This window comes from Xanthomonas sp. WHRI 10207 (assembly GCF_040202975.1).
GTDB lineage: Bacteria > Pseudomonadota > Gammaproteobacteria > Xanthomonadales > Xanthomonadaceae > Xanthomonas.
Window position 1 is genome coordinate 156,555 of sequence record NZ_JBEGDX010000007.1, and the last position, 20,572, is coordinate 177,126.

A 20,572-nucleotide genomic window follows, 5' to 3' on the forward strand; every position below is an offset into this window, starting at 1 on the left:
ACGACCGGCGGGTCTCACACGCCGCGACCAGGCGTTCGACACAATGAAGCTTTCAGGCCGGTGTCGATGCGCCACCGCATTGGCGCCACGGTCATCGCAGCAAGGCGGACGCGCCGTAGAATCCGCGCATGCTCGCATTTGCTCAGGGCGCGTGGGATTGGCTGGCCAACATTCCCCATCTCGAAGCCCTCCTTCTCGCCGCCTACGTGCTCTACCTGCTGTGGATCGCCAGCTGGATCGTGCTGCAGAAGCGCGAGCCGGTGGCCACGCTGAGTTGGGTGCTGTCGTTGGCCGCACTGCCGTACCTGGGGCTGCTGATCTATTACTGGCTTGGCCCGCAAAAAGTGAAGCGCCAGCGGCTGCGGCGCGGGCGCTCGCGTTCGGGCATGGAAAGCTACAGCAGCGTCTGCCCGCCGGATGCCGATTGCACCGAGCTGGCCAAGATCGCCCAGTCCACCACCGGCCTGGCGCCGAGCAGCGCCACCGAAGTGCATTGGCTGGTGGATGGCGCGGCGACGTATGCGGCCATCATCGAAGCGATCCGCAGCGCTCGCGACCACGTCCATCTGGAGTACTACATCTTCCAGCCCGACCACAGCGGCACTGCGATCTGCGATGCGCTGATGGAACGCGCCCGCGCCGGGGTGAAGGTGCGCCTGTTGATGGACGCGATCGGCTCCTCGGCGATGACCCGGCGCGCGCTGCGCACGCTGCGCGATGCGGGCGTGGAAACCGCCTGGTTCCATCCGTCGCAGTTCCTCAAACCCTTCAAGCGGCCGTGGCTGAACCTGCGTACCCACCGCAAGCTGCTGGTGGTCGATGGCCGTATCGGCTTCACCGGCGGCATCAACGTCACCGACGAAGAGAACGAGCAGGTGCGCAGCGATGCGTACCGCGACCTGCATGTGCGCCTGCAAGGCCACGTGGTGCGCAGCCTGCAGCTGGTCTTCCTGGAAGACTGGCTGTATGCCACCCGGCAGGAGCGCGCCGCCTTCCACGGCCAGCAGCTCTGGCCTGAAGACGTGCCCACGCGGGCGCAGGGCACGGTGGATGCACAGGTGCTGGTGTCCGGCCCGGATTCCTCGTGGGAAGCCATCCACCGCCTGATGGTCGCCGCCATCCACGAGGCCAAGCACCGGGTCTGGCTGGTCACGCCGTATTTCGTTCCCGGCGAGGCCGCGCGCATGGCGCTGACCTCGGCCGCGTTGGGCGGCCTGGACGTGCGCCTGCTGGTGCCGCGCGTCAGCGACTCGCGCCTGGTCACCTATGCCGCGCGCTCGTATTTCGACGAACTGCTCGAAGCCGGCGTGCGCATCTACGAGTACGGCCCGCGCATGCTGCACACCAAGGCGCTGCTGGCCGACGACGAGGTCTGCATTGTCGGCAGCGCCAATTTCGACAGCCGCAGCTTCCGGTTGAATTTCGAGCTGTCGATGCTGTTCCGCGACCAGGCGGTGTCCGCCGAGCTGGCCGGGATGATCGACACCGACATGCAACAGGCGCAGGAAGTGCGCTTTGTGCATCGCCGTCCGCTCTGGCGCTCGCGCCTGCCCGAAGCCTTCGCACGGCTGCTGTCGCCGTTGCTCTAAGCCGCGCCCGTCCCACGTGGAACCAGAGCGGGCGCGGCGCTACACTGCCGCCACTCATTGGGGAGCTCGTCATGCACTGGCTGTTTCTGCTTATGGCACTGGGTGCGCTGGTGCTGGCTTTCAGCACGCCGCACGTTTGGTTGCTGGTGGTGTCGCTATTGGTGGCGTTGCTGTTGCTGCTGTTGTGGACCCGCGGCTGGTTCGCCGCGCGCATGGACGATACCCAGCGCGACACCAGCAGCATGATCGACCCGGCCGAGCTGCGCCGGCTGCGCGAGCTGGCCGAGGCCCGCAAGGCCGCAGCGCTGGCAGCAACCCGCGACGGCGAGCCGCAAGCGTAGAGAACGATGTCGTGACCACCCAGCTCAGCGTCAACGTCAACAAGATCGCGGTTGTGCGCAACTCCCGCGGTGGGCACGACCCGGATGTGGTGCAGGCGGCCCGCACCTGCATCGCCGCCGGCGCGCATGGCATTACCGTGCATCCGCGTCCGGACCAGCGGCACATCCGCGACGACGACGTGCTCGCACTGAGCGCACTGACGCGCGAGCACGGCGTCGAGTTCAATATCGAAGGCAACCCGTTTGCACCGCCGCGCGCCGGCTATCCCGGGCTGCTGGAGCTGTGCGGTGCCACACGCCCGGAGCAGGTCACCCTGGTACCCGACAGCGATGGGCAGCTGACCTCCGACCACGGTTTCGATTTTGCGCAGGACACCGCGCACCTTGGTGAACTGATCGCTACGTTCAAGGCGCTCGGCAGCCGCGTCAGCCTGTTTGTGGATGCCGGCAATCCGCATCTTGACCAGGCTGCCGCACTGGGTGCGGACCGTATCGAGTTGTACACCGGCCCGTACGCGCACGCGCATGCCAGCGGGCAGCCGCAGACCGAACTGGCCCTGTTTGCCGACGCCGCGCGACTTGCCACCGCCGCAGGCTTGGGAATCAATGCGGGGCATGATCTGTCGCAAGCCAACCTTGGCGATTTTCTCGCCACCGTGCCCGGGGTGCTGGAAGTGTCGATCGGCCACGCGCTGATCAGCGAGGCCTTGTATACAGGCCTGGATACGACCGTGCGGGCGTATGTGCAGCTGCTGCGAGGCGTCGGCACGCAGATGTAGGCCACTGCGCGCGGTTTTCGTAACGGTATTTACCTATTCGGTGTTTGGTTTGCCAACCTTGCGCGGCGCACTGGCTGGTGGCGGTAGACCCTGCGCATTGCAGCGACGCTTGCGTGCACCTTCCGAAAGCTGCCAACAGAACGTGGTGAGCAGTCGGCAGATGGGTGTGTACGGCGTACTCAGAACCGCAATGCACCCGTGGTACCTGCCGTACCAAGCACAAGCCGCGCCAGCTGGTTGGCTGCGCAATCGATCTGTTTGCCGCGCTAGTCTGTTAACCGCTCTAGGTCTGCCAAATGCTCACGCAACGCCATCCTGTCGGTTGGCCGAAGACAGGCCAGCGCAGGGTGGAACGCCGGCTGGCACCACGACGAGCGATGGACAACCCGCCACTGCTGCTGAGCATCAACCCACACAGCGTGTAACAGCCGGCCCATCACGCTGCCAACGATGCGCTACGGCAAGCCAGTGAGATAGACGAACGGTGCTGCGCTGCCTCCGCATTCATTGCGATGCGGCTCACGCAGCGCATCGAGAGACGCCGCGTGAGCCTGTTGGTGGCCTGCACCGCACGGCGCAGGCGCCTGCGGTCTATTGCACGAAAGCGATGCGCTCTACCTGCGCATTCTTGGCTGCTGCCAGCACCTTGGCCAGAACCGCATATTCGGCCTCCTGGTTGGCAGCGATACGTAGCTCCGGCTGATTGCCGGCCGTCTCGCGCATCTGTTCGATCAAACGCGGCTGCAGATCCTGCAAGCTCACCGGGCTGGCATTCCAGAACACCTGGCCGTCGGCATCAAGCCGCAAGGCAATCGGTGCAGGCGGCTCCAGCGGCACGCGCGGCTGGCGGGTGGACTGCGGCAGATCCAGCGTCATCGTGCGCGTCACCATCGGCGCGGTGACGATAAAGATGATCAACAACACCAACATGACATCCACCAGCGGTGTGACATTGATCTCCGCCAGTGGTCCCCGAGTCCCTGCTGTACTGAAAGCCATGACTGCCTCCGGTGCTGTGATCGTGGGTGCTGCATGGCCGAGCATACACCTGATAAGCCGCCATGGAATACGCATCGAGACAGGTCTCAGCACTAACGGCCTTGAACGTGGGAGCGGGGTGTTTCTGCGAAGAACCACGTGTCCAGGCAGACGCACAGCCGATGGCATAAACGTGTGGGTTCGTGGTCCGGCCGCATGCAATGTGTTGTTGCTAACTAGCTTCCAGCTGATCGCCTAAACGTGTTGATCCGTGATGCGTACACATCTGAGGTTGCTCTCTAGCTGGCTTTTAGTTGGCTATACGCAACGCCAGACGTCTGTACACGCATGCACTGTCTTGCCCGCATGATGGGTAACCACCACCACTTCAATGAGCGGTGCGGATTAAGTAAAGAGAATCTCGAAGCGAGAAAGCCGCCTTCAGTTGCATTAGATGTCTACCCATCCGACGTTGCTCTTTAGCTGGCTTTTATTTGTCTCTACGTAACGCCAGACGTCTGTACACGCATGCACCGTCTTGCCCGCATGATGGGTAATCGCCACCACCTCAACGAGCGGTGCGGGTTAAGCCAAGGGAATCTCGAAGCGAGAAATTCGCTTCGGTTCGCACGTATCTGCAACGAATAATCCACTGCATCAAACCGCTGCTGCAGACTCTCGGTATCTCGCACTGCAAGGCGAAGTGTCCATCTGCTGTGCGCACGCGATCGCGTCGGTGAGATCGCAGATTCTCAGGCACCAGCCCATAGGAGCAGGCACAAAAAAACGCCACCGTTTCCGGTGGCGTTGCAGTCGCGTCATGACTGTTGTGTTGCGGTATTGCAGATGCGTTTACTGCTGCATGAAACCGATTTTCTTCATCTGCGAGTTCTTCGCAGCGGCCAGCACCTTCGCCATCACCTCGTACTCCGCATCCTGATTTGCATCGATGCGCAGTTCCGGCTGATTGGTCGGATCGGCCTGGACCACTTCTTCCATCTTCTGCTGCAACTGATCAACCGGCGTCGGGCTGTTGTTCCAGAACACCTGGTTGCTGGCGTCGATACGCAACTCGATCGGCGGCGGCGGCTCAGTCGTCTGCGGTGGCGGGTTCAGCACCCGCTGCGGCAGATCCACGGCGATCGGATACGTCATGATCGGCGCGGTCACAATGAAGATGATCAGCAGCACCAGCATCACGTCCACAAGGGGCGTGACGTTGATGTCGGCCATCGGCCCACGGCCTCCACCAGTACTAAATGCCATGGCTTACTGCCCCTTCACTTTGGTTGCAACAAAACCGACGTCCAGCATGCCCTGACCCTGCGCGATCTTGGTGATCTCGTTGATCGTACGCATTTTGGTCGTGCGGTCGCCGCGCAGGTTGAGCGGCGGCTGCGGGGTCTGCTGTGCTGCGGTGGACAGGCGCGACTCCAGGGCTTCCTTGGAGATCGGCTCGTCGTTCCAGTACAGCGACCCATCTTCCTTGACGGCCAGAGTGATCGGCGCGGCGCGTTTCTCCGCATCTTCCTTCTGGATCAAGTTGGCCTCTGGCAGCTCCACCTTGACCTTGTGGGACATCAGCGGTGCCGTAATGATGAAGATGATCAGCAGCACCAGCATGACGTCCACCAGGGGCGTCACATTGATGTCGGCCATCGGGCCACCGCTGTTTCCACTACTGAAGGCCATAACGGGCTCCGTCTAAATCGTTGCGAAGGCGTTCTTTACTACCGGATTAGCGAACGCGCGAACCGGTGGCGAAGAAGTCGTGCAGGTCGTGTGCAAAGGTGTCGAACTTGGCGATCACCGAGCTGTTGACCTTGGAGAAGAAGTTGAACGCGAACACGGCCGGGATGGCGACGAACAGACCGATCGCGGTCATGATCAGCGCTTCACCCACCGGGCCGGCAACGGCGTCGATGGAGGCCGAACCGGTTGCACCGATCTTGATCAGCGCGCCGTAGATGCCCCACACGGTACCGAGCAGACCGACGAACGGCGCGGTCGCACCGACGGTGGCCAGCAGGGTCATGCCCGACTGCAGCTTGGTGCTTTCGCGGGTCACGGCCTGACGCAGGGCGCGGTCGACAAACTCCGAACGGCTCAGGCTCTCGCCCAGACCACCGGTGCTGCCTTCGGCACGCTGGTGGTGAGCAGCAGCCTGGGCTGCGTCCAGCGCGATCTTCGAGAACGGCTCGGAAGCCGGCTGTTCTTCCATGGCGCGAATCGCGTCCTGCGCATTCGGGGCATCCCAGAACGCGGTGGTGACGCGGTCAGCCGCGCTCTTCAGGCGGGTGGCGCGGAAGATGTTGATGACAGTCCAGTACCAGGAGGCGGCGGACATGGCGATCAGGGTGATCAACACGACCCAAGACACGGCAAAGTCGCCCGGGCTCGAGGTCATTTCGGTGATCAGGTGCTCGAAGCCCATCTGCGAAAGTGCGGCCGACGGATTGGAGCCCCCTGCAGCGGCGGCGATAAAGAATTCCTGCAGCATGACGCTTACCTTTGTTGTGTGTGGTGATGAAGGGTGGAGCGAAAGGAAGACAGGATCCTGGGCCGGCCGTGGCCGGCCCGTGGGATCAGTTCAGAGCAAAGTTGACCGGGACGCGGACACGTCCGGCGGCTTTCTGCCCGTTGACAGTGGAGGCGTTGAACTTCCACTTGCGTGCTGCGTCCATCGCGGCACGGTCAAGGTCGCGGTTGCGGCTGGACTTTTCGACCGACACATTGGTCACGTTGCCGCTCGCATCCACATCCACGATCAGGATGACCTCACCTTGGACGCCGGCACGGAACGCTGCTGGCGGGTACTTCGGCGGGTTCATGTTCTTGGACGAGATATCGACACTGGCGCCGATGTCACTCGGCGGTTGCGGCGGAGACGGTGGGCTCGGCGGCGTGACGATATCGCTAGGACGCGGTTCGGGAACATCGACGACCGGTGCTTCCGGCGGCGGCGGAACCGGTGACGGCTTCGGCGGCGACAGATTCTTGACCGGCGGTGGCGGCTTGTCTTCCGGCGGCGGCGGCGGCGGCGGCGGCGGGGGAGGAGGCGGTGCATCCACCAGGGTAACCATGGTGGTGCGCTCCTTCTCTGCCGGAGCCTTCGGCGCCACTGCAGGAATCAGCAACATCATCAGTGCAGTGAGGTGCAGGGCAATTACAAAAGCAATACCGATAATGCGGGCCCAGCTCAGACCCTGGTTCCCGGCATCATAGTCATGCCTGTGGATAACGAGTTGTTCCGTCATGCGCCAATGGCTCTTTCAGTGGGGGCCCGGATCACTGTGATGATCCCCAGGTTTTCGGACGGCTTTGACACCGCAGGAACTCCCAAGCTTATACCAATCCCGAGTCCTGTAACCACTAAAAACACAGGGATTTCGGGGGTTTATTTTCTTTTTTTACTTCAGGTTGATGATCTTCTTGGCGTCTTCGGGTTTTTTAACGCCCTTGGCGATCGCCTGCTGTGCGGCCTGCTTGGCCTCCGGGATGCGACCTTCCGAATGCAGCACCTTGGCCAGATTCAGATAGGTCTCGCCGTCCTTGGAAAGCGGTGCGGCTTTCTGCCAGTTCTCGATCGCCTTCGGCACGTCTTCGCCGTAGTAATAGGACTGAGCCAGCGCAAGGTATGTCTGATAATCGGGCTTGAGGATGCCTTTTTGCATACCTTCATTGATCACCGCGATGACATCCTTTTCCTTGTTCTCGGTGTTGGCGTAGATGGAATACAACTGCTTGTATTCCTTTTCTTCGGTCAACTGCCCGGCCGCGCGCAGCTTGTCCATGACGCCGGCGGCCTTGTCCATCTGATCGGCCTGCATGTACATGCTGGCCAGATTGAGCTGGGCCTTCTTGTCGTTGGGCGTCTTGGCGGCCAGCGCCTCGGCGGCAGCCACGGCTTCACCGGTCTGACCGGCTTCGGCGTAGGACGCCATCAGGAGCTGGTTCCAGGTGTCCTTCGGCTCGGGCGAGGCGGCGATGGCCTGCTTCAGCACCGGAATCGCTTCCTTGTAGCGCTCGGCCTGGTACAGCGCCTGCCCCTTGAGGATCAGATCTTCCGGACGCTGCGACTTGCTCTCGTCCAGATACTTGTCCAGCGTGGCCAGACCTTCGGCCTGCTGGTCGTCCTGCATCTGCAACTGCGCCAGCATCAGCATCGACTGGAACTGGCCGTTGTTGTCCAGCGCATTCAGGCCAATGGCCTGCTGCAGGTACTTCTTGGCGCCAGCGGTATCGTCCAGGTTGTAGGCAGCCTGCGCAGCGAGCTGGGCGGCGAGCGCCTTGTCGGCTTCGTTGGCAGCGCTGTTGGCCAGGATTTCATCGGCCTGGCTGCGCACGCCCGGGTAGTCCTCGCCCTTGTTGAAGGTTTCGATCAGCTTCTGCAGCTTGCTGCTCAACTTGGACGACGGCTTGATCGTCGGTGCCTGACGGGTCGACTGCGGGTACAGCTCTTCGGCCTTGCTGTTGCCCTTGGACTTACGCGCGGCACGCTCGGAAGAGCGGTCCGACTGCGCGACCGCATCGGTGACGACAGCCCCGCCCAGGGACGCTGCGATGAACAGGGACAACAGGGCTTGCTTGCGGTTGAGCAGTTTCATGTTTCACCTCGGACGAGCCGCCGTTGGGCGGTACGAAAAGCGGAATGGAAGCTGTACGAAAAATCTGAGCCGGCAAACTTAGCAGAAAGTCTCAGTTCCCGAAAACGGTTTCCATGTTGTGGTGCGTCAATCGGGACAGGAGACAGTTGCTTAGGGCGGCTAACGGTAAGACATCGGAAGTGAGCGTGCGGTGGGCACTGCGCGCCGATGTAAGAGGCGGATACAGCGCCAACCTTGGCGATTTTGAATGCCCGATAGCATCGATTGCAGCGTCACCGCGGCAGGACCTAGCCGCATCGTGGGGCGCGTCCGGCCTGCCGTGCCTGCTGGTACACCGGTTCGAGCTGGTTGACGTCGGCCTGCAGCTCGCGGATGCGGTTGGTCGGGTCGGGGTGGGTAGACAGCCATTGCGGCTGACGGTTGCCGCTGGCAGCCATCATGTTCTGCCACAGCGTGACCGCCTGAGCCGGGTCGAAGCCGGCCTGCGCCATCAAGCGCTGACCGACCACGTCGGCTTCGCTCTCCTGGGTCCGCGACCCGGGCAGCAGGAACACGGTCTGCGCGGTCATGCCGCCGACCTGATTCACCGCGCTGGCCGCGCCGTCGCCGTAGGCCGCACCAGCGAGTGCGCCAATGATGCCCAGGCCGGTCTTTGTGCCGAGCTGGCGGGTGATGCGCTCCTCGTGGTGGCGCGAGATCACGTGCCCGATTTCGTGTCCCAGCACCGCAGCCAGTTGGTCCTGGGTCTTGGCAACGGTGAAGATGCCGGTGTTGACCCCGACCTTGCCGCCAGGCAGGGCGAACGCATTGGCCTCGTCGTCGACGAACAGCGCCGTCTCCCACTTGGTGTCGCGCCACTGCGGCGGCAACTGCGCCACCAGTGCATTGACCACGCACTGGACGTAAGCATTCTGCTTGCCGTCGGTGCTGACTTTTTCCTTGGCCTTGGTCTGTGCGAACGACTGCGCGCCCAGCTGGTCGAGCTGTTCTTGCGACACGCCACCCACCACCTGTCGGCGGCCGGTTGGCGACGTAGTGGTGGCACATGCCGTCAACGCGAGGACGGCAACAACGATCAACAACCTAGCTTTCATTCGATCCCCCTGAATCATGCGGACCATTTTGGCAGGCTCGTCTTAACTTTTCGTCAAACGGCCTGGATCGGCCAGCAAAACGTGGCCAACGGCCATCAGATAAACGCTAATGGCGCGCTCGGCATCGCGATGTGCGGGGGGGGGGGCCGGACGGATCGCAGGCACTGACCGCAACGGTCTGACACCGGCCGAGTCGCAGCGCTGGCTTACCCGATTCCGAAAAAGTACAGGGCAGCCAGAGCGGTGGCGTTGTTGACGCCGTGCGCGGCGATGGGCGCCCACAGCGTGCCGGTGCGCCAATACAGCCAGGCAAATGCCGCGCCCATGCTGCCGTAGATCAGCCAGAGCTGGGCGATGGCGGCCGGGCCATTGCCGCTGATGCCGGGGACTTCATGCACCAGCGCAAACAGTGCGCCGCTCAAGACGATTCCCAGCCAGGGGCGGCCGGCAGCCAGCAGGCGGCCAAACAGGACGCGACGGAACAGGAGCTCTTCGTAGGCCGGAGCGATGACCACCGCAAACAGCGCCAGGGCCAGCGGCCACTGCTGGATGGCTTCTTCCATCAGCGGCAGGTTGGTGGGTACGGGTTTGATGCCCAGTGCCGAGGCGGCCACGCTGACCAGATTGCTGAGCACAAAGACCGCGGCGGCGATCAAGGCGGTCCAGCCCCAGGTGGAGGTCCGTCGCGCAGCCGCCCGCGAGGCCGCCTGTTCGACGGACGTGGCGCGGCGACGCCAGTAGTACAGCAGCACCGCTGGGGTGGCAGTGCTGACCAGGGCAGTGAGCAATTGCACCATCACCCCGGGTTGGCCGATGGCGGCCATGACGTCGGCGGAGGAGGGCGTCAGGCCCTGCGCCTTGGCGGCCTGCGCATAGCCGATGCCACGTATCGCACCCCAGATCGCAAAGCCGGCCACGCTCAGGCTGAGCAACAGGCCGACGGCGATCAACACATCGATCGCGAAACCGAGCAGCACGGGCGGCAGCGGAGAGCGGCCGGCAGCGGGGGGCGGTGCCGGTAGGGTGGAAGGGTCTGTGCTCATCGTCGTCCTGCGGACACCGGGCCGCCGGCACAACGCTGCTGCGTTGTGCCGGTGCGACGCGGGCGGCTCAGATATCCAGGTTGGACACCTTCAGCGCGTTGTCCTCGATGAAGTCGCGACGCGGTTCCACCACATCGCCCATCAAGGTGCTGAAGATCTGGTCGGCGGCCACAGCGTCCTCGATGCGGACCTGCAACAGCCGGCGCGTGTCCGGGTTGACCGTGGTTTCCCACAGCTGCTCGGCATTCATTTCGCCCAGGCCCTTGAAGCGCTGCACCTGACGGCCGCGCTTGGCCTCTTCCAGCAGCCAGGCATGTGCCTGCGCGAAACTGGTGATCGGGTGGGTCTTGTTGCCACGCACGATCTGCGCGCCTTCCCGGATCAGGTCGTTCAGTGCCAGCGACACTTCGCGCAGCGGACGCAGCTCGCCGCTTTCGAACGCGCCCATCGGCAGCACCTGGGTGAATTCCTCGCCCATGTGCCGGCGGATGGCGACCAGGGTTGCGGCGGTGTTTTCCGTGGCCGGATCGAAGCGCAACTGGTAACGCGCGGTGCCCAGGGTGCCGCGGTTGAGCACAGCCTGCAGTGCGTCCAGGGTGGGATGCACATCGCCTTCGGCCTGCAACTGCACCACATCCAGCGGCGGCAGGTCGATCAGCGCGGTCAATAGGGCCGGGTCGTAACGATGCGCATTGCGGGCGATCGCCTCGTTGGCGCCGGTGTACAGCAGCAGCAGCTTCTCCAGCGCTTCGCCAGTGATCGGCGGCTCGTCGGTGGCGGGAATCAGCGCCGCGCCTTCGACCGCATTGCTGGCCAGGTAGGCATTGAGCGCCGCGTCGTCCTTCAGATACAGCTCGCTCTTGCCCTGCTTGAGCTTGTACAGCGGCGGCAGGCCGATGTAGATGTAGCCGCGCTCGATCAGCTCCGGCATCTGCCGGTAGAAGAACGTGAGCAGCAGGGTGCGGATGTGCGAGCCGTCCACGTCGGCGTCGGTCATCAGGATGATGCGGTGGTAGCGCAGCTTGTCCGGGTTGTACTCGTCGCGGCCGATGCCGGTCCCCAGCGCAGTGATCAGCGTGCCGACCTGGTCTGAGGCCAGCATGCGGTCGAAGCGCGCACGCTCGACGTTGAGGATCTTGCCGCGCAGCGGCAGCACCGCCTGGTTCTTGCGGTTACGGCCTTGCTTGGCCGAGCCACCTGCCGAGTCACCCTCGACGATAAACAATTCCGACAGCGCTGGATCCTTTTCCTGGCAGTCGGCCAGCTTGCCCGGCAGGCCGGCGATGTCCAGCGCGCCCTTGCGGCGGGTCAGATCGCGCGCCTTGCGGGCGGCTTCGCGCGCACGCGCGGCATCGACGATCTTGCCGGTGATGGCCTTGGCTTCGTTCGGGTTTTCCTGCAGGAACTCCTGCAGGCGCGCACCGAAGGCGTTTTCCACCGCCGGGCGCACGTCCGAGCTGACCAGCTTTTCCTTGGTCTGCGAGGAAAAGCTGGGGTCGGGCACCTTCACCGACAGCACCGCGATCATGCCTTCGCGCATGTCGTCGCCGGTCAGCGCGACCTTGGCTTGCTTGGCGATGCCGTTCTGCTCGATGTAGTTGCTGAGCACGCGTGTCAGCGCGGCGCGGAAGCCGGCCAAGTGGGTGCCGCCATCCTTCTGCGGGATGTTGTTGGTGAAGCAGTACATGGTTTCCTGGTAGGCGTCGGTCCATTGCAGGGCCACGTCCACCACAATGCCGTTGTGCTCGCCGGTTACCGAGATCACGTTGGGGTGCAGCGGCGACTTCAGCTGCGCCAAATGCTCCACGAAGCTGCGGATGCCGCCTTCGTAATGGAAATCGTCGCGACGGCCTTCGCCGCGCTCGTCGATCAGCGCGATCTTGACGCCGGAATTGAGGAACGAAAGTTCGCGCAGGCGACGCGCCAGGATGTCGTAATGAAACTCGACGTCGCTGAAGATCGCCACGGCCGGCTTGAAGCGCAACGTGGTGCCGCGCTTGGTCGAGGCTTCCAGCTGCTTGAGCGGGTACTGCGGCTCGCCCAGCGCGTATTCCTGCTGGTAGTGGAACCCGTCGCGCCAGATGTCCAGCCACAGGTGCTCGGACAGTGCGTTGACCACCGACACGCCCACGCCATGCAGGCCGCCGGACACTTTGTAGCTATTGTCGTCGAACTTGCCGCCGGCATGCAGCACGGTGAGGATCACCTCAGCCGCCGAGACGCCTTCTTCCTTGTGGATGTCGACCGGCACACCACGGCCGTTGTCCGACACCGCCACCGAGCCATCGACCAGGATTTTCACCACGATGTCGTCGGCGTGGCCAGCCAAGGCTTCGTCGACGGAGTTGTCGACCACTTCGAACACCATGTGATGCAGGCCGGTGCCGTCATGGACATCGCCGATGTACATGCCGGGGCGCTTGCGGACGGCTTCCAGGCCACGCAGCACGGTGATCTTGCTGGAGTCGTAGGTGCCGTTGGGAGTAGGCGAGGTGTTCTGTTCGTCGGTCATGCGTGTGCCGTTAGCTCCACAACACGGAACGGAAACGGCAGGAGCCGCATCGCACCGTGGGAAAAGGGGGATAGCCCGTCAATTATACCAGTCGGCCCGCTCTGGCCGTCGGGCTTAGTCAGCCGCGACTTGAGGCGCGATCGTGCCGTGTTCCACGTGGAACCGGTGCAGAATTTCGCCCGCATCGGCCAGGCCGGGCGGTGTCTCCGTCGCCGTGATCAGCACTTGTGCTGGTGCAGCGGCCAGACGCTGCAAGACGCTGGCCTGGTGGTGCCGATCAAGCTCCGAGCCGAGGTCATCCAGCGCAATCACGGGCCACTCTCCGCGTTCGTGGGCGAAATCCTCAGCTTGCGCAAGCAGGCACGCCAGCGCGGTCAGCTTCGCCTGGCCTCGCGATAAGGCGTCCTTGCCGGGAACGGCGTCGAAACGGGGTGCCCAGTCGGCGCGATGCGGGCCTTGCGAGGTGTAGCCATTCTGGCGGTCGCGTTCGCGCGCCAGTAGCAATGCATCCGCAAGCGAGACCTCATGGCGCTTCCAGCCTGGCGAAAACTCCAGGGCGGACAGGCCCAGCGACGGCGCAATCGCAGTGGCGACCGGAATCAGGCGCTCCTGCAGGCGCTCAAGGTAGCGCAACCGTCTGGAGGTCAAGGTTTCTCCTGATTCGGCAAGCTCGTGATCCCAGGCATCCAGCATGCGCGGCTGCGCCCCCTGTTTGAGCAGGGCATTACGTTGTTTGAGCGCTCGCGCATAGCGCCGCCAGAGCGCGAGGAAGTCAGGTTCCACGTGGAACAAACCCCAATCCAGGAACCGGCGGCGCGGCTCACCGCCACCGCTGATCAAGACGTGGCTTCCCGGCTCGAACGTGACCACGGCCAACGCGGCGCACAGCAAACCAAGCTGCGCGACATCTTCGCCATCCAGCCGCCCCGTCCATTCCTGCCCGCTATGGCGAAGCCCGGCACGTCGTGTGCGTTCTGCAGCCTCACCCGTGCGTTCGCGCCATTCGACGAACACTTCCAGATCGCTGGCACCTTGCTGGATCAGTCCATCGCGCACTCGCCCACGAAAGCTGCGCCCATAGGCCATCAGGTGCAATGCCTCGAGCACGCTGGTCTTGCCTGCGCCGTTGTCACCGGTCAGCAGGTTCAGGGAACTGGCGGGGTAGAGGTCGACTGTCTCGAAGCGACGAAGCCGATGTATGGACAACCGCACTACGTGCATCGATCAGTCTGCTCCGGGCTGTGATCCGGGTCCCCGGCCGGTCCGCAGCATACGTGATTGGTCCACCACCCGCGCGGTAGCACCGAGGACGCGCGACAGGACTTCCTGGGGATAAGTTGGGGACAAAATCGGCGCTTGGATGGGTGGTTGGTCTTATCCACAGGTTGCAGGGGCGAAGACGGGGGTTAAAACACAGGGTTTCGCGCCCATAAAAACCATTTAAAACAATAGCTTGACCTACTTTTAGGCGAAATCTAGCCCTACCATCACCACCAAGCTCTTAAGTTATTTCTATTTTTTAAAGCAAAGCTTGATGTGCATAAGTCGAAAACTGCCGTTTCGAAACAGCACGGTGAGCGTTGTTGAGTGAACCTCGGTACGCGCCAGTGTTCCCCGTTGAACGGGTTTATTTTCCAGGTGCGAATTCACGAAAGAAACGTCAGGCCCGAAATTGCCCGGTCTCGTGGAGAGATGAGATTCGTACTGGCTGGCGCTGCTAGTCATGTGCCGACCTCACGCAGCCGGGACCTACAAATTACTTTTTGCAATGAATCTGCAATGCATGCGCTGGCAAACGGCTCCCAATCGGAGCAATGACCCCTGGTGGTAGTAGCAGGGCAGTAAACATCCGCAGCGCGTCCTTGCACGACATGCGACGCAAGGGTCTGCCAAACGCAGGTGCGACGCTCGCTGATGGCGGCTAATACTCTTGAGCCGCCCACCGGCATGTCCCCGCCCGCGCCGTGGCAGCTGTGAGCCGATTCAAGCAGCAAAGCCAGCTGTGGATCCACGAGATGGTTTGGGGATGCGGGAATCTTCGCCACTGACGCGTTGGCAAGAGCCCCGCATCCATCCCCGCTGGGTGGGCCTCCGGTAAGCACGTAACAGCCAACCTCTGACCAAAACACTGATACACGCTGTCCCACACCCAGGCAAAGCCTTACTGCGTCTTGCCTGCGCGCTTGCGAGCACGAGGCAAAAAAAAGCCCGACTCTCGCCGGGCTTTCGTGTTCCACGTGGAACGCAACGTCAGAGACGCAGCGGCATGACCACATGGCGGGACTTCTCACTGCTTGCCTCGCGCACCAATGCAGACGAATTTGCGTCGCGCAGCTGGATCACCACATGCTCGTCGCGCAGTGCCGACAACGCATCCAGCAGGTAGTTCACGTTGAAGCCGATCGCCAAGTCGTCCACCTTGGTGTCTGCCTCGATCTCTTCCTGCGCCTCTTCCTGCTCGGGGTTGTGCGCGCTGATTTTCAGCTGCCCCGGAGACACCTCGACGCGAACGCCGCGGTACTTCTCGTTGGACAGGATCGCAGCGCGCTGCAACGACGCACGCAGCGCCTCGCGGTCGACCTTGACCTCACGGTCGGCGCCAATCGGAATCACTGCTTCGTAATCCGGAAAACGGCCATCGATCAGCTTGGAGGTAAAGGTCACATCGCCACGCTTGACGCGGATATGACTACGCCCGACTTCCAGCTCGACCTCACGGTCGGCCGCTTCCAGCAAGCGCAGCAGCTCGGTCACGCCCTTCCGCGGCACGATGATCTGGCGCTTGGCGCCGCCGGACTTCTCCAGCTCGGTTTCGCACAACGCCAGACGATGTCCGTCGGTGGCCACGCAGCGCAGCAGGCCATCGCGCAGGTCGAACAGCAACCCGTTGAGGTAATACCGCACGTCCTGCTGGGCCATTGCGAACGCCGTGCGCTCGATCAGCTCCTTCAACGCTGCTTCCGGCACGGCAACGCGTTCGGTCGCTTCGACTTCGTCCACAGACGGAAAGTCGTTGGCTGGCAGCGTCGCCAGCGTAAAGCGGCTGCGCCCCGCCTGCACGGTGACCTTGTCGCCGGTCTGCGAGATGGTGACGCGGCTGCCGTCGGGCAGGGCACGCAGGATGTCGAACAACTTGCGCGCCGGGATCGTGGTTTCACCATCCTGCGCGTCTTCCACCATCGTGCGCGAGATCATTTCCACTTCCAGGTCCGTGCCCGTCAAGGACACCTGGCCGTCCTTCACCTGCACCAGCAGGTTTGCCAGGACTGGCAGGGTTTGACGGCGTTCGACCACATTGACCACCTGGGCCAACGGTTTGAGGAAGGCTTCGCGCTGCAGTGTAAAACGCATGTGGTTCCGTGCCCCTATGCTTTAAAAAATAATGGATAAATCAAAAGCTTGGTGGTGATGGTAGGGCCGTTTTCAGCGGATAACCACCATAACTCTCTGTTTCCAAAAGAATTTCAGCACCTGAAAGCCGTTGGACTAGTGCCCCTGGTCTGCTAGGAAAACCTGTGGATAGTTTTCCGCCCGGATTGCAGGGCAACGTTATCCACAGATTCTCCCGCATTTGACCCCAACTCATCCACGCTTTTTTCCCGGCATGCCGAGAAGGGCGTCAACGACTCACTCGCTGAGCTTGCGAATCAGCTTTTCCCAGTCCTCGCGCAGCTTGCCGTCGGCCTCCATCAGCGTGCGGATCTGCCGGCAGGCATGCAGCACGGTGGTGTGGTCACGCCCGGCAAACGCGTCGCCGATCTCGGGCAGGCTGTGCTCGGTCAGTTCCTTGGCCAGTGCCATCGCGACCTGGCGTGGGCGTGCCAGCGAACGGGTGCGCCGCTTGGAGAGCAGGTCCTTCATCTGCAGCCCGTAGTAGTCCGCCACGGTCTTCTGGATGTTGGGGATGCCAATCGCCTGCTGCTGGGCCCGCAACAGGTCGCGCAGCGTCTCTTGGGCGAACTCCACGGTGATCGCACGGCCGGTGAAGTTGGCGCGCGCCACCAGCGTGTTGAGCGCGCCTTCCAGATCGCGCACGTTCGAGCGCATCTTCTTGGCGATCAAAAACGCCACGTCGTCGGGAATGTCGGCACCGCGCTCGCGCGCCTTGGCCAGCACGATCGCGGCGCGGGTTTCGAAATCCGGCGGATCGATCGCCACCGACAGGCCCCAGGCCAGACGCGACTTCAGCCGCGGCTCCAGGCCCTCGACTTCGCGCGGGTAGCGATCGCAGGTCAGGATGATCTGTTGGCGGCCGTCGAACAGCGCGTTGAAGGTGTGGAAGAACTCTTCCTGCGTGCGGTCTTTACCGGCAAAAAACTGGATGTCATCGATCAACAGCGCATCGATCTGCTGGAACTGGCGCTTGAACTGGTCCATCGCCTTGTCCTGCAGCGCCCGGATCATCGCGCTGAAGAACTGCTCCGAGCGCAGATACATCACCTTGGCGGCCGGATTGGCCTGCCGCAGCGCATTGCCGGCCGCGAACATCAGGTGGGTCTTGCCCAGCCCGGTGCTTCCGTACAGCAGCAGCGGGTTATGCGCACGATCGCCTGGCTTCTGCGCCGCCTGGATGGCAGCCGCCAGACCGAGCTGGTTGCTACGGCCTTCGACGAAATTGGCGAAGGTGTAGTGCGAATCCAGGTTGCCGGCAAACGGCACGATCGGTGCAGCGACCGGCACGCTGGGCGTGGCCATCGGCGCCGGCAACGGATCGGGCGCACGGGGGCGCGAGCCCACTGCCAGCGCCACCTCGCCATTGCCGGCGAAATACGCCAGCAATTCGCGGATGCGCGGTAGGTAGCGTTCACGGACCTGGTCGACGATGAAGGCGTTCGGCGCGTACAGCACAATGCTGTCGCCGCGGTCTTCGGCCTGCAGGGGTTTCAACCAGGTGTGGACATCTTCGGGCGGGAATTCAGCTTCAAGACGTTCCAGACAGCGGGGCCAAGCATCCATCAAAGTGTGATCATCTGTTGCTGGCTGCGGCGCGCAGCAAGGCGCCGTGCACGCAGCCCGGAAGTGAAAAGAGGATGGACCAGACTAGCACCGCAGGCAGGCTTTTCCCAGAGTTATTCACAGGTCCATCCACAGGGCGTGCGCAGGCTCACGGTTGGTAAAGCAACTAGGGAGTTGACCCGGACCGGGGAGGTCCTATAGAATTTCCGGTTCTATTCGTCTCCATCCATGCAGAGGGCCCCATGGCCACCAAGCGTACTTTCCAACCCAGCAACCTCAAGCGAGCACGCGACCATGGCTTCCGCGCACGTATGGCAACCGCCGACGGCCGCAAGATCCTGGCTCGCCGCCGCGCCAAGGGCCGCAAGCGCCTGAGCGCTTGATTGCCGCGCCGCTCTCCGCGGCCGAGGCAAGTCCTACCGTGAACGCATCGAACCCGTGCAGGCGATTTCCTCGCTCTGCGCGGGTTCGTACGCGTGCGCAATATACGGTCGTCTTCGATACCGCGCGTCGCACCTCGGATCCGCTGCTCAGCCTGCATTGGCGCACCGGCGATACGCCGCCGCGCTTGGGCATGGCGGTGTCGCGCAAGGTGGACACGCGTGCGGTCGGACGCAATCGCATCAAGCGCGTCCTGCGCGATGCCATGCGGCATCTGCTGCCCGAACTGGCCGGTGGCGATTACGTCATTGTGGCCCGCTCCGCAGCTGCCAAAGCGACCAATCCACAGATTCGCGACGCCTTCGTGCGCCTGCTGCGCCGTGCCGGTGCATTGCCCCTACCTGCTGCGCCCGGCACAATGCCGCCCGCCAGGACGATGCACCCATCCTCCCTTTCCCCGACAGAGCCGGAACTGTAGTTCCGACTGAGCGAGTTGCTGCCCGATGAACCAGACCCGTGTTTTCCTGATCTTTGCCTGGCTGATGGTCGCGGCGCTGCTGTGGATGGAGTGGGGCAAGGACAAAGCGGCCGCCAATGCACCTGCCGCAGTCGCCACGCAATCGGTACCGGCTGCGCGCGACCCGGATGCCAGCGCGCCGGCGGCCAATGTGCCCGCCGCCCAGGCCATCCCGCAGGCAGGCGTCCCGGGCGCCGCACCGGCGGCCACCAGCACCACCACGGCCACCCCGGCAGCTGCCGGCGCTGCGCCGGTCGTCACGCTGACCTCGGACGTGCTGCGCCTGAAGCTGGATGGCCGCAGCGTGCTGGATGCCGAACTGCTGCAGTTTCCGCAGACCAAGGACGGCACCGCGCCGGTCGATCTGCTGACCGAAGACGCTGTGCACCCTTACAACGCCACCAGCGGTTGGGCCAGCGAACATTCGCCGGTGCCCGGCTTGGGCGGCTTCCGTGCCGAACAGCCGGGTACTGCATTCGAGCTGGCCAAGGGTCAGAACACCCTGGTGGTGCCGTTCGTCTGGAACGGTCCCAATGGCGTGTCGATCCGCCGCACCTTCACCCTGGAGCGCGGCCGCTACGCGATCTCGATCAAGGATGAAGTGATCAACAAGAGCGGTGCGGCGTGGAACGGTTATGTGTTCCGCAAGCTGAGCCGGGTGCCGACCATCCTCAGCCGCGGCATGACCAACCCGGATTCCTTCAGCTTCAACGGGGCGACCTGGTACAGCCCGCAAGAGGGCTATGAGCGTCGTGCGTTCAAGGATTACATGGACGATGGCGGCCTGAATCGCCAGATCACCGGTGGCTGGGTCGCGCTGCTGCAGCACCACTTCTTCACCGCATGGATCCCGCAGAAGGATCAGGCCTCGCTGTACGTACTGAATCAGGATGGCCCGCGCGACGTGGCCGAACTGCGTGGCCCGGCCTTTACCGTGGCGCCCGGCCAGACCGCCAGCACCGAGGCGCGCCTGTGGGTGGGCCCGAAACTGGTCAGCCTGATTGCCAAGGAAGACGTGAAGGGTCTGGACCGCGTGGTCGATTACAGCCGCTTCTCGATCATGGCCATCATCGGCCAGGGCCTGTTCTGGGTGCTGAGCCACCTGCACAGCTTCCTGCACAACTGGGGCTGGGCCATCATCGGTCTGGTGGTGCTGCTGCGTCTGGCGCTGTATCCGCTGTCGGCCGCGCAGTACAAGTCCGGTGCCAAGATGCGCCGCTTCCAGCCGCGCCTGGCGCAGTTGAAGGAACGCTATGGCGACGATCGCGCCAAGTATCAGCAGGCGACGATGGAGTTGTTCAAGAAGGAAAAGATCAATCCGATGGGCGGCTGCCTGCCGCTGCTGATCCAGATGCCGATCTTCTTCGCGCTGTACTGGGTGTTGGTGGAATCGGTGGAGCTGCGTCAGGCACCGTGGCTGGGCTGGATCCAGGATCTGACCGCGCGCGACCCGTACTTCATCCTGCCGGTGCTGAACATTTCCATCATGTGGGCCACGCAGAAGTTGACGCCGACCCCGGGCATGGACCCGATGCAGGCCAAGATGATGCAGTTCATGCCGCTGGTGTTCGGCGTCATGATGGCCTTCATGCCGGCCGGCCTGGTGTTGTACTGGGTCGTCAACGGCGGCCTGGGGTTGTTGATCCAGTGGTGGATGATCCGCCAGCACGGCGAGAAGCCGAGCAAGATCATCCAGGCCAACGCCAAGTAAGTCTAAGAAAGGTTCAAGAAGGCCCGCCGCAAGGCGGGCTTTCTGCATGCAAGCCCCTCTCCGT

Annotated in this window: 18 protein-coding genes and 1 other RNA gene; 6 read left to right on the forward strand and 13 right to left on the reverse strand. The window is 63.2% G+C overall.

Annotated features, from left to right (window positions below; translation table 11 throughout):
- Window positions 1-128 precede the first annotated feature (128 nt).
- The 3 genes from cls (at window position 129) to ABQU90_RS19760 (ending at window position 2,709) form a co-directional block, all read left to right on the forward strand.
- Entirely contained in the window at window positions 129-1,589 is a 1,461-nt protein-coding gene (gene cls, locus ABQU90_RS19750; protein WP_323520820.1) for a cardiolipin synthase, read from the forward strand.
- Between the two features lie 71 nt (window positions 1,590-1,660).
- Complete coding sequence (locus ABQU90_RS19755) at window positions 1,661-1,930, forward strand: hypothetical protein (protein ID WP_104615556.1); 270 nt, start codon at window positions 1,661-1,663, stop codon at window positions 1,928-1,930.
- 11 nt (window positions 1,931-1,941) lie between these two features.
- Window positions 1,942-2,709 carry a pyridoxine 5'-phosphate synthase gene (locus ABQU90_RS19760; RefSeq protein ID WP_323520819.1) on the forward strand — a complete coding sequence of 256 codons (768 nt, stop codon included), beginning with the start codon at window positions 1,942-1,944 and terminating at the stop codon, window positions 2,707-2,709.
- Between the two features lie 130 nt (window positions 2,710-2,839).
- On the opposite strand, the gene ABQU90_RS19765 is transcribed toward ABQU90_RS19760, so the two are convergent.
- The 13 genes from ABQU90_RS19765 to dnaA all read right to left on the reverse strand — a co-directional run bounded on the left by ABQU90_RS19765 (window position 2,840) and on the right by dnaA (window position 17,899).
- Window positions 2,840-2,916, reverse strand: a non-coding RNA gene (locus ABQU90_RS19765) — sX9 sRNA.
- A 384-nt stretch (window positions 2,917-3,300) separates the two neighbouring features.
- Window positions 3,301-3,708, reverse strand: coding sequence for an ExbD/TolR family protein (locus ABQU90_RS19770; protein WP_323520818.1), 408 nt, complete (start codon window positions 3,706-3,708; stop codon window positions 3,301-3,303).
- A gap of 831 nt (window positions 3,709-4,539) precedes the next feature.
- Window positions 4,540-4,953 (reverse strand): ExbD/TolR family protein, encoded by a 414-nt coding sequence (locus ABQU90_RS19775; protein ID WP_055852577.1) that lies wholly within the window; start codon window positions 4,951-4,953, stop codon window positions 4,540-4,542.
- 3 nt (window positions 4,954-4,956) lie between these two features.
- The gene (locus ABQU90_RS19780; RefSeq protein WP_005912447.1) at window positions 4,957-5,379 is read right to left on the reverse strand and encodes an ExbD/TolR family protein; all 423 of its coding nucleotides are present in this window, start codon (window positions 5,377-5,379) and stop codon (window positions 4,957-4,959) included.
- A gap of 46 nt (window positions 5,380-5,425) precedes the next feature.
- A complete protein-coding gene (gene exbB / locus ABQU90_RS19785) occupies window positions 5,426-6,187 on the reverse strand; it encodes a TonB-system energizer ExbB (RefSeq protein WP_005912445.1) in 762 nt (253 codons plus the stop codon).
- A gap of 85 nt (window positions 6,188-6,272) precedes the next feature.
- Window positions 6,273-6,944 (reverse strand): energy transducer TonB, encoded by a 672-nt coding sequence (locus ABQU90_RS19790; RefSeq protein ID WP_033897859.1) that lies wholly within the window; start codon window positions 6,942-6,944, stop codon window positions 6,273-6,275.
- Between the two features lie 153 nt (window positions 6,945-7,097).
- Entirely contained in the window at window positions 7,098-8,294 is a 1,197-nt protein-coding gene (locus ABQU90_RS19795) for a tetratricopeptide repeat protein (protein ID WP_323520817.1), read from the reverse strand.
- A 287-nt stretch (window positions 8,295-8,581) separates the two neighbouring features.
- Entirely contained in the window at window positions 8,582-9,388 is an 807-nt protein-coding gene (locus ABQU90_RS19800) for a M48 family metallopeptidase (protein ID WP_323520816.1), read from the reverse strand.
- Between the two features lie 206 nt (window positions 9,389-9,594).
- A complete protein-coding gene (locus ABQU90_RS19805; protein ID WP_055852571.1) occupies window positions 9,595-10,431 on the reverse strand; it encodes a CPBP family intramembrane glutamic endopeptidase in 837 nt (278 codons plus the stop codon).
- A 67-nt stretch (window positions 10,432-10,498) separates the two neighbouring features.
- Window positions 10,499-12,943: a DNA topoisomerase (ATP-hydrolyzing) subunit B gene (gene gyrB / locus ABQU90_RS19810; RefSeq protein WP_115552383.1), complete on the reverse strand. Its 2,445-nt coding sequence runs from the start codon at window positions 12,941-12,943 to the stop codon at window positions 10,499-10,501.
- Window positions 12,944-13,057: 114 nt separating this feature from the next.
- Window positions 13,058-14,164, reverse strand: a complete 1,107-nt coding sequence (recF, locus tag ABQU90_RS19815) for a DNA replication/repair protein RecF (protein WP_323520815.1) — start codon at window positions 14,162-14,164, stop codon at window positions 13,058-13,060.
- A gap of 1,029 nt (window positions 14,165-15,193) precedes the next feature.
- Window positions 15,194-16,294: a DNA polymerase III subunit beta gene (dnaN, locus tag ABQU90_RS19820; protein WP_055852563.1), complete on the reverse strand. Its 1,101-nt coding sequence runs from the start codon at window positions 16,292-16,294 to the stop codon at window positions 15,194-15,196.
- A gap of 276 nt (window positions 16,295-16,570) precedes the next feature.
- Window positions 16,571-17,899, reverse strand: a complete 1,329-nt coding sequence (dnaA, locus tag ABQU90_RS19825; protein WP_311240095.1) for a chromosomal replication initiator protein DnaA — start codon at window positions 17,897-17,899, stop codon at window positions 16,571-16,573.
- Window positions 17,900-18,141: 242 nt separating this feature from the next.
- On the opposite strand from dnaA, the gene rpmH reads away from it, so the two are divergent.
- The 3 genes from rpmH to yidC are packed head-to-tail and all read left to right on the forward strand — an operon-like array spanning window position 18,142 to window position 20,508.
- Window positions 18,142-18,282, forward strand: coding sequence for a 50S ribosomal protein L34 (gene rpmH / locus ABQU90_RS19830; RefSeq protein WP_002805908.1), 141 nt, complete (start codon window positions 18,142-18,144; stop codon window positions 18,280-18,282).
- 38 nt (window positions 18,283-18,320) lie between these two features.
- The gene (gene rnpA, locus ABQU90_RS19835) at window positions 18,321-18,758 is read left to right on the forward strand and encodes a ribonuclease P protein component (RefSeq protein WP_082861703.1); all 438 of its coding nucleotides are present in this window, start codon (window positions 18,321-18,323) and stop codon (window positions 18,756-18,758) included.
- Between the two features lie 25 nt (window positions 18,759-18,783).
- Window positions 18,784-20,508 carry a membrane protein insertase YidC gene (gene yidC / locus ABQU90_RS19840; protein WP_323520814.1) on the forward strand — a complete coding sequence of 575 codons (1,725 nt, stop codon included), beginning with the start codon at window positions 18,784-18,786 and terminating at the stop codon, window positions 20,506-20,508.
- The last annotated feature ends 64 nt before the right edge of the window (window positions 20,509-20,572 follow it).

Coding starts and splice junctions, on each gene's coding strand:
- cls (WP_323520820.1), top strand. CDS start 129: ATGCTCGCATTTGCTCAGGGCGCGTGGGATTGGCTGGCCAACATTCCC.
- ABQU90_RS19755 (WP_104615556.1), top strand. CDS start 1,661: ATGCACTGGCTGTTTCTGCTTATGGCACTGGGTGCGCTGGTGCTGGCT.
- ABQU90_RS19770 (WP_323520818.1), bottom strand. CDS start 3,708: ATGGCTTTCAGTACAGCAGGGACTCGGGGACCACTGGCGGAGATCAAT.
- ABQU90_RS19775 (WP_055852577.1), bottom strand. CDS start 4,953: ATGGCATTTAGTACTGGTGGAGGCCGTGGGCCGATGGCCGACATCAAC.
- ABQU90_RS19780 (WP_005912447.1), bottom strand. CDS start 5,379: ATGGCCTTCAGTAGTGGAAACAGCGGTGGCCCGATGGCCGACATCAAT.
- exbB (WP_005912445.1), bottom strand. CDS start 6,187: ATGCTGCAGGAATTCTTTATCGCCGCCGCTGCAGGGGGCTCCAATCCG.
- ABQU90_RS19790 (WP_033897859.1), bottom strand. CDS start 6,944: ATGACGGAACAACTCGTTATCCACAGGCATGACTATGATGCCGGGAAC.
- ABQU90_RS19795 (WP_323520817.1), bottom strand. CDS start 8,294: ATGAAACTGCTCAACCGCAAGCAAGCCCTGTTGTCCCTGTTCATCGCA.
- ABQU90_RS19800 (WP_323520816.1), bottom strand. CDS start 9,388: ATGAAAGCTAGGTTGTTGATCGTTGTTGCCGTCCTCGCGTTGACGGCA.
- ABQU90_RS19805 (WP_055852571.1), bottom strand. CDS start 10,431: ATGAGCACAGACCCTTCCACCCTACCGGCACCGCCCCCCGCTGCCGGC.
- gyrB (WP_115552383.1), bottom strand. CDS start 12,943: ATGACCGACGAACAGAACACCTCGCCTACTCCCAACGGCACCTACGAC.
- recF (WP_323520815.1), bottom strand. CDS start 14,164: ATGCACGTAGTGCGGTTGTCCATACATCGGCTTCGTCGCTTCGAGACA.
- dnaN (WP_055852563.1), bottom strand. CDS start 16,294: ATGCGTTTTACACTGCAGCGCGAAGCCTTCCTCAAACCGTTGGCCCAG.
- dnaA (WP_311240095.1), bottom strand. CDS start 17,899: ATGGATGCTTGGCCCCGCTGTCTGGAACGTCTTGAAGCTGAATTCCCG.
- rpmH (WP_002805908.1), top strand. CDS start 18,142: ATGGCCACCAAGCGTACTTTCCAACCCAGCAACCTCAAGCGAGCACGC.
- yidC (WP_323520814.1), top strand. CDS start 18,784: ATGAACCAGACCCGTGTTTTCCTGATCTTTGCCTGGCTGATGGTCGCG.